Annotated in this window: 13 protein-coding genes; 5 read left to right on the top strand and 8 right to left on the bottom strand. The window is 66.1% G+C overall.

Annotated features, from left to right (window positions below):
• Positions 1 to 42: 42 nt before the first annotated feature.
• From HNS34_RS00480 to HNS34_RS00455, 6 genes are all read right to left on the bottom strand, one after another.
• Positions 43 to 1,047, bottom strand: a complete 1,005-nt coding sequence (locus HNS34_RS00480) for an ABC transporter ATP-binding protein (protein WP_172316918.1) — start codon at positions 1,045 to 1,047, stop codon at positions 43 to 45.
• A complete protein-coding gene (locus tag HNS34_RS00475) occupies positions 1,044 to 2,078 on the bottom strand; it encodes a Gfo/Idh/MocA family protein (RefSeq protein ID WP_172316916.1) in 1,035 nt (344 codons plus the stop codon). Before HNS34_RS00475 ends, HNS34_RS00480 begins: the two co-directional genes overlap by 4 nt.
• On the bottom strand, positions 2,075 to 2,914 hold the full coding sequence (locus HNS34_RS00470; RefSeq protein WP_172316914.1) for a carbohydrate ABC transporter permease: 840 nt from the start codon (positions 2,912 to 2,914) through the stop codon (positions 2,075 to 2,077). Before HNS34_RS00470 ends, HNS34_RS00475 begins: the two co-directional genes overlap by 4 nt.
• Positions 2,915 to 2,927: 13 nt before the next feature.
• Positions 2,928 to 3,842 (bottom strand): carbohydrate ABC transporter permease, encoded by a 915-nt coding sequence (locus tag HNS34_RS00465; protein ID WP_172316912.1) that lies wholly within the window; start codon positions 3,840 to 3,842, stop codon positions 2,928 to 2,930.
• A 75-nt stretch (positions 3,843 to 3,917) separates the two neighbouring features.
• Positions 3,918 to 5,171, bottom strand: a complete 1,254-nt coding sequence (locus HNS34_RS00460; protein WP_172316910.1) for an ABC transporter substrate-binding protein — start codon at positions 5,169 to 5,171, stop codon at positions 3,918 to 3,920.
• A gap of 44 nt (positions 5,172 to 5,215) precedes the next feature.
• Entirely contained in the window at positions 5,216 to 6,109 is an 894-nt protein-coding gene (locus HNS34_RS00455; protein ID WP_172316908.1) for an N-acetylmuramic acid 6-phosphate etherase, read from the bottom strand.
• A gap of 138 nt (positions 6,110 to 6,247) precedes the next feature.
• On the opposite strand from HNS34_RS00455, the gene HNS34_RS00450 reads away from it, so the two are divergent.
• Genes HNS34_RS00450 through HNS34_RS00430 form a run of 5 tightly spaced genes read left to right on the top strand, consistent with a single transcriptional unit; the run spans position 6,248 to position 11,255 of the window.
• Positions 6,248 to 7,111 (top strand): glucosamine kinase nucleotide-binding domain-containing protein, encoded by an 864-nt coding sequence (locus tag HNS34_RS00450; RefSeq protein ID WP_214647383.1) that lies wholly within the window; start codon positions 6,248 to 6,250, stop codon positions 7,109 to 7,111.
• Positions 7,108 to 7,857, top strand: a complete 750-nt coding sequence (locus HNS34_RS00445; protein ID WP_172316906.1) for a GntR family transcriptional regulator — start codon at positions 7,108 to 7,110, stop codon at positions 7,855 to 7,857. Before HNS34_RS00450 ends, HNS34_RS00445 begins: the two co-directional genes overlap by 4 nt.
• A 19-nt stretch (positions 7,858 to 7,876) precedes the next feature.
• Positions 7,877 to 8,899 (top strand): SIS domain-containing protein, encoded by a 1,023-nt coding sequence (locus tag HNS34_RS00440; RefSeq protein WP_172316904.1) that lies wholly within the window; start codon positions 7,877 to 7,879, stop codon positions 8,897 to 8,899.
• On the top strand, positions 8,896 to 10,041 hold the full coding sequence (gene nagA / locus HNS34_RS00435) for an N-acetylglucosamine-6-phosphate deacetylase (RefSeq protein WP_172316902.1): 1,146 nt from the start codon (positions 8,896 to 8,898) through the stop codon (positions 10,039 to 10,041). The genes HNS34_RS00440 and nagA overlap by 4 nt, the downstream gene beginning before the upstream one ends.
• Positions 10,042 to 10,073: 32 nt before the next feature.
• Positions 10,074 to 11,255 carry a cation:proton antiporter domain-containing protein gene (locus tag HNS34_RS00430; protein WP_172316901.1) on the top strand — a complete coding sequence of 394 codons (1,182 nt, stop codon included), beginning with the start codon at positions 10,074 to 10,076 and terminating at the stop codon, positions 11,253 to 11,255.
• Here the strand turns inward: HNS34_RS00430 and HNS34_RS00425 are convergent.
• Positions 11,252 to 12,244: a succinylglutamate desuccinylase/aspartoacylase family protein gene (locus HNS34_RS00425; RefSeq protein ID WP_235952576.1), complete on the bottom strand. Its 993-nt coding sequence runs from the start codon at positions 12,242 to 12,244 to the stop codon at positions 11,252 to 11,254. The genes HNS34_RS00430 and HNS34_RS00425 overlap by 4 nt on opposite strands.
• Positions 12,237 to 13,634, bottom strand: coding sequence for an MATE family efflux transporter (locus HNS34_RS00420; protein ID WP_172316899.1), 1,398 nt, complete (start codon positions 13,632 to 13,634; stop codon positions 12,237 to 12,239). The genes HNS34_RS00425 and HNS34_RS00420 overlap by 8 nt, the downstream gene beginning before the upstream one ends.
• Positions 13,635 to 13,643 lie beyond the last annotated feature (9 nt).

Raw genomic sequence — 13,643 nt, 5'->3', positions numbered from 1 at the left:
ATCCTGTCCGAGGGCCTTTGTATAGGGGCCTCGCGCGGGGGGTCAGGCCGCGCGCAGCCGTGCCCCCTCGGCGTCGAAATGATAGGCCTGCGCATCGTCGAAATCGAGGGTGATGGCGCTCTCGGGTTCGATCCGGTGCTGCCCGAAGAGGCGCACGGTGATCAGCGTCTCATCGGGCAGATGGGCCAGCACATTGGTGTCGCCGCCCAGGTTCTCGACATGGGTGACGGTGGCCCCGATACGGCCCCCATCGGCGATTTGCAGATGTTCGGGCCGGATGCCCAGGGTCTGCCCCGCCGGTCCGCCGACCAGCGGCGCGGCGAGGAAATTCATCGAGGGCGCGCCGAGAAATCCTGCGACGAACTGGTTGGCGGGGTTGTTGTAAAGCTCCATCGGGCTGCCCACCTGTTCCACCCGGCCATCGCGCAGCACGACGATCTTGTCGGCCAGCGTCATCGCCTCGGTCTGGTCATGGGTGACGTAGATCATCGAGGCTTCCAGCGTGCGGTGCAGGCGCGCGATCTCGACCCGCGTGTTCATGCGCAGAGCGGCATCGAGATTCGACAGCGGCTCATCGAAGAGGAAGAGCTTGGGCTTGCGCACCACGGCGCGGCCGATGGCGACGCGCTGGCGCTGGCCGCCGGACAGCTCGGATGGGCGGCGGTCGAGATAGTCGCCAAGCGACAGCATCCGGGCAGCCTCGGCCACCCGCGCGGCGATCTCGTCCTTGGGCTGGCGTTCCTGTTTCAGGCCGAGCGACATGTTGTCCCTGACCGAAAGATGCGGGTAGAGCGCGTAGCTTTGAAACACCATCGCGATGCCGCGCTTGGCGGGCGGCACGCTGTTGACCACGTCGCCCGCGATCTCGACGGTGCCGGAGGTTGCATCCTCCAGCCCCGCGATGACGCGCAGAAGCGTGGACTTGCCGCAGCCCGAGGGGCCGACGAAAACGACGAACTCGCCCTCCTCGACCTCCAGGCTGATATCCTTGAGGACATGCACCTCGCCAAAGCTCTTGTTCACGTTCTTCAGGGAAAGGGCTGTCATTGGGGCTGTTCCTCGAGGTCAATGGGCCGCCCTGTGCGGATGCTTTCATCGGCGGCAAGGCAGATGGCGAGCGATTGCACCGCGTCCTGCATATGGCGGGAAAGGTCGATATCCTCGGCAATGGCGCGCAGCATATAGGCCTGTTCGGCGGCGCAGAGCGCGTCATGGCCGGGCTCGTCCTCGGCCTCGATCAGGCGGTCGCCCGAGGGGCGGTGGACGAGGATGTTGCCCACCCTGGTGTGGCCGTCGACATCCGCCGAGGCGCCCGTGTTGCCCTCGACGATGGAGACCGCGCCATTGGGGCTGACGATATCCTTCACAAAGAAGGCGGTTTCCGACATCATCGGGCCCCATCCGGCCTCGTACCAGCCGATGCTGCCATCATTGAAGACAACCTGGAACTGGCCGTAATTATACATGTCGGCAGGGATCTCGTCGGTCAGGCGCAGGCCCATCCCGTTGACACGCACCGGAAGCGCATCGGTGATCTGGCACATGACATCGACGTAATGCACGCCGCAATCGACGATGGGCGAGGTTGTCTGCATGAGCGCCTTATGCGTCTCCCACTCAGCGCCCGTGGATTGCTGGTTGAGGTTGAGGCGGAAGACGAAGGGCCCGCCAAGGGCGCGCGCCTCGGCGATGAGGCGCTGCCAGCTTGGATGGTGGCGCAGGATGTAGCCGACGACCAGCTTCCTGCCGGTCTCCTTCGCCTTGTCGGTGACGCGCCTTGCGTCGGCAACCGTCATCGCCAGTGGCTTCTCGACAAAGACATGCGCGCCTGCCTCCATTGCCGCGATGGCGTAATCGACATGGGTGTCAGTATAGGTGGCGATGACGGCAAGGTCGGGTTTGGTCTCGGACAGCGCGGCGTGGAAATCGGTGAAGACCTTGTAGCCTTGCAGATCAGGGTGGCTGACCTTGCCGGAGCGGTTAACCAACCCGACGATCTGCGCCTCGGCGTGGGCGTGATGGGCCAGCGCGTGGCTGAGGCCCATATTGCCAAGACCTGCGATGAGAACCTTGGTCATTTGACTGCCCCCGAGGTGATGCCGCGGATCAGTTGCCGCGAGAAGATCACGTAGAGCACCATCACCGGCAGGATCGCCATGCTGAGCGCCGATAGCACCGCGTTCCAATCCGTCACGAACTGCCCGATGAAGACCTGGCTGCCCAGGGTCAGCGTCTTGGTCGCCTCGGCGGGGGCCAGGATGAGCGGAAACCACAGGTCGTTCCAGATCGGGATCATGTTGAACACCGCGACCGTCGCCATTGCGGGGCGCACCAGCGGCAGCACGAGGCGGAAGAAGATGGTGTATTCCGACAGCCCGTCGATGCGCCCCGCGTTCTTCAGGTCATCGCTGACCGTGCGCATGAATTCCGACAGGATGAAGACGGCCAGCGGCAACCCTTGCGCGGTATAGACCAGGATCAGCGCCCAGAGCGTGTTCACGAGGCCGGTCGCGACCATCATCTCCAATATCGCCACAGTGCCGATGCGAATGGGGATCATGATGCCGAGCGCAAGATACAGCCCCATCAGCGTGTTGCCCTTGAACCGGTATTCGGCCAGCGCGAAGGCCGCCATCGCGCCGAAGAGAAGCACGAAGAACAGCGAGGCCACCGTCACGATCATCGAGTTCTGGAAATAGAGGAAGAAGTCGCCCTGGTTGAAAACAGTCTGGTAACCGATGGTCGAAAAGCTCTCGGCATCCGGCACCGCCAGTGGCTCGCGGAATATCGCGCGGCGGGTCTTGAAGCTGTTGATCAGGATCACGACGACCGGGAAGAGCGCGATGATCGTGTAGGCGATCAGGATGCCATGCGCGGCGATCATGTTGACCGGGTTTCTGCGGGCCTTGTTCATGTCCCTGCCCTCCTCAGAACTGGTAGCGCCGCATCCGGGTCTGGATACCGAAGAGGTAAATGCAGACCCCGATGAGGATGATGGCGAACATGGCGCTGGCGATGGCCGAACCCATATGCGGATCGCCCAGTTGCAGCTGGAAGCCGAAGAAGGTGCGATACATGAAGGTGCCGAGGATGTCGGTCGAGAAATTCGGCCCCGCCAAGGCTCCTTGCGCGGCGTAGATCAGGTCAAACGCGTTGAAATTGCCCACGAAGGTCAGGATCGAGATGATCCCGATCGAGGGCAGGATCAGCGGCAGCTTGATTTTCCAGAACGCCGCCAGCCCGGTGACGCCGTCGCATTCGCCAGCCTCAAGTATCTCGTCGGGGATGGTCAGCAGCGCGGCATAGATCAGCATCATCGGGATGCCGACGAATTGCCAGACGGAGATCAGCGCCAGCGTGGTCAGCGAGGTTTCCTCCAGCCCCAGCCACGGCTGGTAGAAATCGCCCAGGCCGACCGCGTCCATCATCTCGGGCGCGATGCCCCAGATGGGCGACAGGATCAGTTTCCAGGCAAAGCCGACGATGACGAAGCTGAGGATGGTCGGCACGAAAATCGCGGTGCGGTAGAGCGTGGCGAAGCGCAGGGACGGATGGCTGAGGATCGCGGCCAGCAGGATGCCGATGGGGTTCTGCACCAGCATATGGATGATGAAGAACCAGAAATTGTTGGCCAGCGCGTTCCAGAAACTGGCCGACCAGCGCGGATCGCCAAAGAGGGTGCGGAAGTTCTCCAGCCCCGCAAAGACCCGCTCCTGGCCCACTTCCGTGTAGAGAGACAGGCGCAGCGTGTTGAACAGCGGGATGATCATGATCGCGGTGTAGACCAGCACGGCGGGGGCCAGGAACACCAGGATATGCCAACGGATGCGGGCGTTTTTCATCGGACCCTCCGGGGGTTTTGGTGTCCGGGCGCGAGAGACGCGCGCGCCCGGACGGTGAGCAACAGGGGGGAGGTGTTACTGCTGCGGCTCGTACCAGCTGGCCAGGCCCTCTTGCAGGCGGGCGGCGGCCTCTTCCGGGGTTTCGGTGCCACGGATCACCTGTGCCGATGCGTTCCAGGTGTCGTTTTCCAGGTTCGGCGTGCCGCGCGACAGGATCTGGTAGGTGGACCGGATCGTCGAGTCACATTGGTCCCGCCAGGAGACGAATTCCTGTGCCAGCGGATCCTCCTGCGCGATGTCGAAATCCGAAAGCGAGAAGAAGCCCGGCAACGCGTTGGAATAGATCGTCGCGAATTCCTCGGAGCCGACCCATTCCAGGAAAATCCGTGTTTCTTCGGGATGTTCCGTGTTGGCGTTCATGCCGATGGCGATGTCGGTGTGATCCGAGATATAGCATTCATCGCCCGCGTTCGGGACCGGCGGCGGGAAGGCGCCCATCTCGAAATCGGCCAGGTTGTTGAAGCCCGAGATCTCCCACGAGCCCGCCGGGTAGATCGCCGCGCGACCGAGGGTAAAGAGGTTCTGGCTATCGGGGTAGGTCTGTGCCTGATGGCCCCGGCCAAGGTAATCGCCCCAACGCGCCAACTGGCGGTAGGGTTCGACCCAGGGCTCATCGGTCAGCGATTGCTCGCCCGCGATCAGGGCCAGGCGACCTTCCTCGCCGCCCCAGTAGTTGGGGCCGATATTCTGGTAGCCCATGGTCGCGGCTTCCCATTGGTCGTTGGTGCCCATCGCCATCGGGATATAGCTGCCATCCTCCTGGAAGGCGTCCAGCACGGCAAAGAATTCGTCGACCGTTTCGGGCAGGTCGACGCCGACTTCCTCGAAGGCGTCGGCATTGTAGATGAAGCCGTGGATAACGCTTGCCATCGGCACGCAGAAGGTGGCCGAGCCATCGTCGGTCTGCCACGCCGATTGCGCCACGTCCGAGAAATTCTCCATCGCGTCCAGATCGGAGAGGTCTTGCAGGTGACCGGCCTCGTAAAGCGCCAGCGAGGCATCGAAGGGACGGCAGGTGATCAGGTCACCGGCCGAGCCTGCGTCAAGCTTGGAGTTCAGGACCGCGTTGTATTCCGCCGGGGCCGAGGGGGAAAACTCGATGCTGATGCCGGGATTCTCGGCCTCGAAGGCGGGGATGATCACGTCCTGCCAGAGCACGAGGTCGTCATTGCGCCAGCTTTCGATGGTCAGGGTCACATCCTGCGCCGACGCCGCCGTCGTCAGGATCGTGGTCGCCAGCAGGCTGGCAGTGAGTTTCTTCATGGACATGTGGTTCCTCCCTTTTTGTCCTGGTCTTGTCCCCGCCGCTTTGGTCAGGCGGGGATGTTCATGGCAATAAGCGCGGCGCGGATATGGCCGCGCGTCCGGTGCAAAAGCTCCTCGGCCCGCGCCGGGGTCGCGCCCGCCGCTTGCAGGATCGCGGGTTTGACCGCGCCGCCCGTGGCCGCCAGATGTTTCCGCGCCTCGGCCTCGGAGACCTTGGCGATACGGGCCACCATGCCGGCCGCGCGGCCCATCAGCTTGGCATTGTCGGCGCGGACATTCACCATCATCCCGTCATGCACATGGCCAAGCGCCACCCCCATGATCGTGGACATCATGTTGAGCGCCACCTTCTGCGCCGTGCCCGCCCCCATCCGGGTGGAGCCCGCGATCAGTTCGGGCGGGGTCGGCAGGCAGATGGCCACGCCGGCATGGGCGAAGAGCGGCACATCCGCGTTGTTGGCGATAGCGATGACACTCGCCCCGCGCGCCCTGGCGATTTCGGCAATGCGCAGCGCGTAAGGCGTGGTGCCGGAGGCGGAGAGGACGATGACGGCGTCCCTGGCGGTGATGATCCCGGCGGCGCGTGTGGCTTCGTCCTCATCATCCTCGGTCCCGCCGGGCATGGCCGCGTCCTGCGGCAGACCGCCCGCCATCAGGATCGAGACGGCATCCGGGTCGGTCCCATAGGTTCCGGCAAGCTCACAGGCATCGGCCATCGCCATCAGGCCGGAGGATCCGGCGGCGGCATAGATCAGCCGCCCGCCGCCCGCCAGCGTGTCGGCCATGACCTGACCGGCCTGCGCAATCTGTGTGGTGGCATGGGAGACGGCGGCCAGCGCCTCGGCCTGCGCCGAAAGCAGGTGACCGGCGATCACGTCACACGGCAACGCATCCAGCCCCTTGGCCTGATCGTGCAGATGCTCGGTCACTGGTGCCGTCATGGTGATTCCCCCTCCACATCAAAAACAATACCTTTCTAATACCTATCTGCCAAGAGGTTTTCTTTCTTCGCTGAAAAATCGCCCGTTCTCACCAGTATTCGCTGGATTTCCTCCTATAGGTATCGTATTGGTATTTTCATGACGACACATGACCCGGATATACTGATCGGTATCGACGGCGGCGGCACACAATGCCGCTTTGCGCTGCTGCACGATGGCGAGCGGATCGAGCATCGCGGCGGATCGGCCAATGTTCACAGCGATTTCGACCGGGCCGTGATCACCCTGAAAGACGGGCTGGCCGCATTGGCCGACAAGGCGGGGCTGGCCGATCTTCGCTCTGCACGGGCCTATCTGGGACTGGCCGGTGTCACCGGCCCCGAAGCTGCCTCCCGCGTCGCGGAGGCGCTGCCGATCCATCGCATCGCGGTCTCGGATGACCGGATCACGGCGGTCGTGGGCGCCTTGGGCGCGCGCGACGGCGCGGTGATGGGGATCGGCACCGGATCGTTCCTGGCCCGCCGCGCCGAGGGGCGGGTTCGGCTGATCGGGGGATGGGGGTTGGTCCTGGGCGATGAGGCGTCGGGCGCCTACCTGGGCCGCCGCGCCCTGCAACGCGCGCTGCATGTGCTGGACGGGCTGGCCGAGGCGACGCCCTTCACCGACGCGATCCATGCCCGATACGATTCGTCCCCCGTGGGGCTGTTGCGCTTCGCGCGCGATGCCAGTGCCGCCGAGTTCGCCACCCTCGCGCCGATGATCCTGGACGCCGCCCGCGCGGGCGACATCATCGCCTGGGAGATCCTGCGCGAAGGGGCGGACTATATCCTGCACGGGCTGAACCGTCTGGGCTGGACCCCAGGCGAGGTGCTCTGCCCTATCGGCGGTCTGGCCCCGCATTATGCCGGGTTCCTTCCCGCCGATGTTGCCGCCAGCTTTGCCGAGCCCGCAGGCAGCGCCCTGGACGGGGCCTTGACCCTGGCGGCGGGGGTGGAGACATGAGCATCGCCGACCACCTGCGCGCCATGCCGCGAAACGAGGCCGCCGCCGGACCGCGCTACGTGCAGTTGCGCGGGCGCATTGCCGAGGCCATCGAGACCGGCCTTTTGCCCCCCGGTGCCGCCCTGCCCCCCGAACGCGACATCGCCGCGCTGACCGACCTCAGCCGTGTCACCGTGCGCAAGGCAATTCAGGCGCTGGTCGAGGAAGGCCATGTCGTACAGCGGCAGGGCTCGGGCTCGTTCGTGACCGACCGCGGCGAAAGGGTGCAGCAATCGCTGTCGCACCTGACCTCGTTCTCCGAGGACATGACCCGGCGCGGCATGACGCCCACGGTGGTCTGGCTGGAACGCTCGGTCTGCCTGCCCTCGCCCGAGGAAACCATCGCGCTGGCCCTGCCCGCCAATGCCTCGGTCGCGCGCATTGCGCGGCTCAGGCTGGCCGATGACAGGCCCATGGCGATTGAAAAGGCGTCCCTGCCCGTCGATATCCTGCCCAACCCGGTGGCGGTCACCACGTCGCTTTACGAGGTGCTGGAACACGATGGCAACCGACCGGTGCGCGCGATCCAGAAGATCTCGGCCATCAACCTGGGCGAGGAGGATGCAGGGCTGCTCGGCGTCGAGCCTGGCGCGGCGGGGCTCAGGATCGAGCGGGTCTCCTACCTGCCCTCGGGCCGGGTGGTCGAGTTCACCAAATCCATCTATCGCGGCGATGCCTACGATTTCGTGGCCGAGCTGCGGCTTTGACAAACAGGAAAGATCAGACATGACCAGCCAGATGCGGCGCGAAATCCTCGAAATTCCGGAAGCGGTGGAACGGCTGCTGTCCCAGGGCGCGGACCCCATCGCGCGGATCGCGGCCGCCGCGCGCGAGGCCGACCCGGCCTATGCCGTGACCGTGGCGCGTGGCTCGTCCGACCATGCCTGCACCTTCCTGAAATACGCCTTCGAGCTGGAGCTTGGCCTGCCCGTCGCCTCCATTGGGCCCTCGGTGGCCTCGATCTACGGCGCGAAGCTGAACCTTGGCCGCTCGATCTGCCTTGCCGTCAGCCAGTCGGGCAAGAGCCCCGACATTGTCGCGATGACGAAATCGGCAGGCGAAAGCGGCGCGATGGCGGTGGCGGTGACGAATGATGCCACCTCGCTGCTGGCCGAGGTGGCAGCGCATTGCATCGACATCCAGGCCGGTCCCGAACGCAGCGTCGCGGCGACCAAGACCTTCATCACCTCGGCGATGGCCGGGCTGATGCTGCTGGCGGATTGGAAGGACGACGAGGCGCTGCGGCAGGGGTTGCGATCTGCCCCCGAAGCGTTCGCCAAGGCGGCGGAAGGCACCTGGCCCGAGCTGCGCGCGGCGATTGCCGAGAAACATTCCCTCTTCACCTTGGGGCGCGGGCCGTCCTGGGCGATCTCCAACGAGGCCGCGCTGAAATTCAAGGAAACCTGCCAGATCCATGCCGAAAGCTATTCGGCGGCCGAGGTGCTGCACGGGCCGGTCTCGATCGTCGATGACGGCTTTCCGGTGCTGCTTTTCGCCACCAATGACGCGGCCAAGCGCGCGGTTCTGGACGTGGCCGACCAACTGGTCGCCAAGGGCGCGCGGGCCTTCATCACCTCGGACCAGCCCTGCAAGGCGGAAAGCCTGAGTTTCGTGCGCACCGATCACGCGCTGACCGATGCGGTGTCGCTGATGGTGTCGTTCTATTCCATGGTCAACGAGGTCGCCGCCGACCGGGGCATCAACCCCGACGCGCCGCGCCACCTCAAGAAAGTGACGGAGACGGTATGACGTTGCGCGCTTATCTCGGGGCCGAGATTTTCGACGGCGGGGCCCGGGTCTCTGGCCAGGCGCTGCTGGTCGAGGGGGGGCGCATCGTCGGCATCGTGCCGGATGTGCCGGAAGGCGCCGAGGTCACGCGGCTGGAGGGCGGCGTGATCGCGCCGGGTCTGGTCGATCTTCAGGTCAATGGCGGCGGCGGGGTGATGTTCAACGATGACCCCTCGGTCGACACGCTGCGGGTCATGGCGCGCGCCCATATCGGGCTTGGCGCGACCGCGATCCTGCCGACGCTGATCACCGACACCCCCCCCCATAGCCGCGCCGCCATCGACGCGGTGGAGGCCGCGATTGCTCAGGGCGTGGCGGGGATTGCCGGTCTGCATCTGGAAGGGCCGCACCTGTCGGTTGCCCGCAAGGGCGCGCATGATCCAAGCCTCATCCGGGCGATGGGGGACGGCGATCTGGAGATGCTCTGTGCGGCGGCGGCGCGCCTGCCCGTGCTGAAGATGACGCTGGCCCCCGAAGCCGTGACGTCCGAGCAGATCCGGGCGCTGACCGGGGCGGGGGTGCTGGTCTCGCTTGGCCATAGCGATGCAGGGTTTGACGCCTGCGTCGCGGCGGTGGAGGCGGGCGCGGCTTGCGCCACGCATCTCTTCAACGCGATGAGCCAGCTTGGCAACCGTGAACCCGGCCTTGTCGGCGCGGTGCTGGCCGAGGGGCGCCTGTCGGCGGGGCTGATCGCCGATGGCGTGCATGTCCACCCTGCCACGATCCGCGCCGCGATGGCGGCGAAGACCGGGCCGGGGCGGATCTTTCTTGTCAGCGACGCGATGTCGGTGGCGGGGTCCGAGCAGCAGGCGTTCACGCTGAACGGGCGCGAGATCCGGCGCGCGGGCGGTCGGCTGACGCTGGAAAACGGCACGCTGGCGGGGGCCGATCTGGACCTGCCGACGGCCATTCACAACCTCTCCGCCTGGGGTATCTGCGACAGGGATCACGCGCTGGCCATGGCGACCTCGATCCCGGCGGAGCTGATCGGGGCGGGCGATTTCGGCCACCTGCGCCCCGGCGCGCGGGCCGATTTCATCCATCTTGCGACGGACGGTCTGCGGGCGGTATGGAAAGATGGCACCCGCATCGGACCAGGCTGACCGCCCGACCAAGCCATGAGGGCCTGCCACCCATGACCCCCTACCTCCTGATCGCCGCTTTCCTGGTCCTCTTCTCGACAGTGGCCAAGCGGCTGTCCTCGACGATCCTGACCGCGCCGATGGTGTTCCTGGGTCTCGGCGTGGCGCTGAACCTCGGTGGGCTGGTCCCCGAGGCCGCCACCGAACGCGCGCTGCATCTGATGGCCGAGATCACGCTGATCGTGCTGCTTTTCCTCGATGCGGCGCGGGTCGATCATGACGGGTTGAAGCATCACAGCGCCTGGCCGGTGCGGATGCTGGTGATCGGGATTCCGCTGTGCTTTGCCTTCGGCTGGGTCGCGGGCTGGCTGCTGTTGCCGGGTTGGCCCCTTGCCATGGTGGCGCTGATCGCCGCCATTCTGGTGCCGACCGATGCAGCACTTGGCGATGCGGTGATCAGCAACAGGGACGTGCCCGAACGCCACCGCCGCGCGCTGACGGTGGAAAGCGGGCTGAATGACGGGCTGGCCTTGCCGCTGGTCCTGATGATGGCCACCCTCGCCGCGCCTGCCGGGGCCGCGCCCGAGGGCGGATGGACGATATTCGCGGCAAGACAGGTGCTGCTCGGCCCGCTGGTGGGCGTCGGCATTGGCGCGATTGGCGGCTTGCTGCTGCTGAAAGCGCAGGCCGCGCGGGCCACCGACGATGTCCATGAGGGCATCGGCACGCTGGCGCTGGCGGCATGTTGCTATCTTGCGGCGGGGGCGGTCGGCGGCAACGGCTTCGTCGCGGCCTTCACCGGCGGCTTCGCCTTCGGCGCGGTGGTGCGCGGGGCCTGCGCCTTCGTCTACGAGTTCACCGAGAGCGAGGGCAAGCTGCTATCCTGGGGCGCGTTCCTTCTGTTGGGGGCCGTGCTGGTGCCTCAGGCGGCGGCCTCGCTGACCTTGCCGCATCTTGCGCTGATCCTCGTCAGCCTCTTCATCCTGCGGCCTGTCGCGATCTGGCTGTCGCTGACCGGCACCGACGCCGATCCCCTGACACGCGGCTTTTTCGGCTGGTTCGGGCCGAGGGGGCTGGCCACCGCGCTTTTCGCGCTGCTGGTTGTCGATGATTTGCAGGCAGACTGGGCCGAGGCGGTGCTGAACCTGGCGATCAACGCGGTCTGGATCAGCGCGCTGTTGCACGGGATGACGGCGGCCCCGCTGGCGCGCTGGTTCGGGCGGCGGACGGGTTAGGCCACGTCCTGCGCCACCAGCGCCAGCAACTCGCCGCGCGTGACATGGCCCCGGCAGGTATGGGCGAGGATGAAGCCATCCTGCGCGACCCGGACGGGGAGAGAGGGGCGCTCGGGCTCCATCACGAAATGGAACTGTCCGGCGATGTCGCCCTTGCGCACATCCTGCCCCGCGCTGACGGCCCGGTCGAAGATGCCCGCGCCCGGCGCGTAGAGCGACTGATGCGGCGAGGCGATCTCGACCCGGCGCGCATCTCTCAAAGGGGCCTCGCCCGCCAACAGGCCCAGATGGGTCAGCGCGCCGATCAGCCCCGCCTCGGTCGCGTCGGTGATGGCAGGGTCGACCCCGCCGCCGCCGCCAAGCTCGGTCGCGATCATCGGGATACCAGCGGCATCGGCAGCACCGTTGAGCGAACGGGCATCGTTATGACCCCCAAGCTCCCAGATCAGCGGCAGGCCGAAGGCGCGGGCGAGGTTCAGGTTGGCGGCGCGCAAGGCGGGATCGGCGGATTGGGTGGCCAGCGCGCAGGGCGCGAAGAACGACGCCTTGCCGCCCGAATGAAGGTCGATCGCCCCGTCGCAGCGGGTCAGGAGGTCGGCGATATGGGCCGCGATGATGGCGGTCGGCCCGCCCAGGGGATCGCCCGGAAAGGCGCGGTTGAGGTTGGCCCCGTCCAGCGGCGAGACGCGGGAAGACGCTTGCAGGGCGGGCGCGTTCAGCGCGGGCATCAAGATGACCTGACCGGAAAGGCTCTCGGGCGCGAGACGCGCGGCCAGTCGCATGATCGCCGAGGGCCCCTCGAACTCATCGCCATGGGTGCCGCCGGTGATCAGCACCACGGGGCCATCGCCGCCTTTCAGCGAAATGACCGGGATCGGGTGATACCCCAGCGGGTTGGAATTGTCGGAGTGCTTCAGCATCAGGTCGCCCACGTGGCGGCCCGTGGCGTCCAGATCGACGCTGGCGTGCAGGATACCGGGCTCAGCCAATCGGGGCCTCCCTGGGGGGGACGGGACGGAAGAGCCCGCCGATCTCGGCCTGGGCCACCCGTTCGGCGATAAAAACCGCGATCAGCGCGCCCGTCGAGACCGCCGCCGCAACGCCGAACCAGACGCCGATCTCGGAGAACCCCAGGACGCCCACGAAGACCCAGATGAAGAAGGCGACGCCAAAGCCCTGCCGGTAGAGGCTGATCCAGACGGTCCAGATCGGGCGTTTCATGGCCTGCAGGAACGAGGTGATGGCGAAGAGCAGCATGTAGATGGGCAAGATCACCCCATCGACGCGCAGATAGGCCACGCCCACCCGGATCACGTCCGGGTCATCGGTGAAGAAGCCCAGGATGAAGCGGCCGAAAATCCAAAGGACAGGTGCCGCGATCAGCGTCATGATGAGCCCGACCTTGAGGCAGAAGAACACGGCATCGCGCACGCCCTGCGCGTTTCCCGCGCCGAAATGCTGCGAGGCGATGGGCAGAAGCGCGCCGGTCACGCCGAGGACGGGCAGCAGAAGGATCTGCTCCAGCCGGATCGCCACACCGTAACCCGCGATGGCGTGTTCGCCGAAATCCTTGAGCGCGAATTGCACCACGAAGGCCGAGAGGATCATGATCATGAAGGACACCGCCGAGGGCAGCGCCTGCATCGCGATATCCTTGACCCGGCGCAGGCGCGGGCGGAAGTTGCGGGCGCGCAGGTTGGTTGTGGTGTCCAGCCGCAACACCTGCCGGATCATGTAGGCCATCACGCCGGTCTGGCTGACCACGGTCGAGACCGCCAGCCCGTCGAACCCCATGCCGCCCCAGACCCCCGGAATGCCATAGATGAACAGCGGGTTCAGCCCGATATTGGCGAAGAACGCCCACATCAGGGCCCGCCGCATCGACTGCCCGTCGCCATGCGCCTGCAAGATGCCGTTGCAGGCAAAGGCCAGCAGGAAGCCCGGCAGGGCCAGCGACAGCCACAGGAAATAGCGGATGCCCGCGTCGCGATATTCGCCGGGTTCCGAGACCAGCCGGATGATCGCGGGGCCATAGACGCTGCCTGCGAGCGCCAGGATCACCGAGGCCATCAGCCCGAAGCTGATGCCCTGCGCGATCAGCCTGCGGGCGCGGCGGCGATCCTTGGCCCCCAGCGCGTTGCCCACCAGCGCGCCCATCGCAGCCGACATGCCGATCCCCACCGACATCGAGATGAAGAAAGCCTGAAACCCCAGCGCGATACCAGCCTGCGCGGCGGTGGACAGAAGCCCCGCGAAATACATGTCGACGATGTTGTAGAGCGTGTTGAACAGCATCCCGATCGCGGCGGGAACGGCCAGCGCGCGGAAATGGCCCGACACCGGTCCGCTGGTCAGGTCACTGTTCAGGGGCGTTGCCATGGCGGGGCC

The sequence above is a fragment of the Alterinioella nitratireducens genome (genome assembly GCF_013155465.1).
Classification (GTDB): Bacteria; Pseudomonadota; Alphaproteobacteria; order Rhodobacterales; family Rhodobacteraceae; genus Alterinioella; species Alterinioella nitratireducens.
This window is presented reverse-complemented; position numbering and strand designations above follow the sequence as displayed.

What these genes read in the sequence shown, in the direction of transcription:
- HNS34_RS00480 (WP_172316918.1), bottom strand. Translation starts at nt 1,047, where the DNA reads ATGACAGCCCTTTCCCTGAAGAACGTGAACAAGAGCTTTGGCGAGGTG.
- HNS34_RS00475 (WP_172316916.1), bottom strand. Translation starts at nt 2,078, where the DNA reads ATGACCAAGGTTCTCATCGCAGGTCTTGGCAATATGGGCCTCAGCCAC.
- HNS34_RS00470 (WP_172316914.1), bottom strand. Translation starts at nt 2,914, where the DNA reads ATGAACAAGGCCCGCAGAAACCCGGTCAACATGATCGCCGCGCATGGC.
- HNS34_RS00465 (WP_172316912.1), bottom strand. Translation starts at nt 3,842, where the DNA reads ATGAAAAACGCCCGCATCCGTTGGCATATCCTGGTGTTCCTGGCCCCC.
- HNS34_RS00460 (WP_172316910.1), bottom strand. Translation starts at nt 5,171, where the DNA reads ATGTCCATGAAGAAACTCACTGCCAGCCTGCTGGCGACCACGATCCTG.
- HNS34_RS00455 (WP_172316908.1), bottom strand. Translation starts at nt 6,109, where the DNA reads ATGACGGCACCAGTGACCGAGCATCTGCACGATCAGGCCAAGGGGCTG.
- HNS34_RS00450 (WP_214647383.1), top strand. Translation starts at nt 6,248, where the DNA reads ATGACGACACATGACCCGGATATACTGATCGGTATCGACGGCGGCGGC.
- HNS34_RS00445 (WP_172316906.1), top strand. Translation starts at nt 7,108, where the DNA reads ATGAGCATCGCCGACCACCTGCGCGCCATGCCGCGAAACGAGGCCGCC.
- HNS34_RS00440 (WP_172316904.1), top strand. Translation starts at nt 7,877, where the DNA reads ATGACCAGCCAGATGCGGCGCGAAATCCTCGAAATTCCGGAAGCGGTG.
- nagA (WP_172316902.1), top strand. Translation starts at nt 8,896, where the DNA reads ATGACGTTGCGCGCTTATCTCGGGGCCGAGATTTTCGACGGCGGGGCC.
- HNS34_RS00430 (WP_172316901.1), top strand. Translation starts at nt 10,074, where the DNA reads ATGACCCCCTACCTCCTGATCGCCGCTTTCCTGGTCCTCTTCTCGACA.
- HNS34_RS00420 (WP_172316899.1), bottom strand. Translation starts at nt 13,634, where the DNA reads ATGGCAACGCCCCTGAACAGTGACCTGACCAGCGGACCGGTGTCGGGC.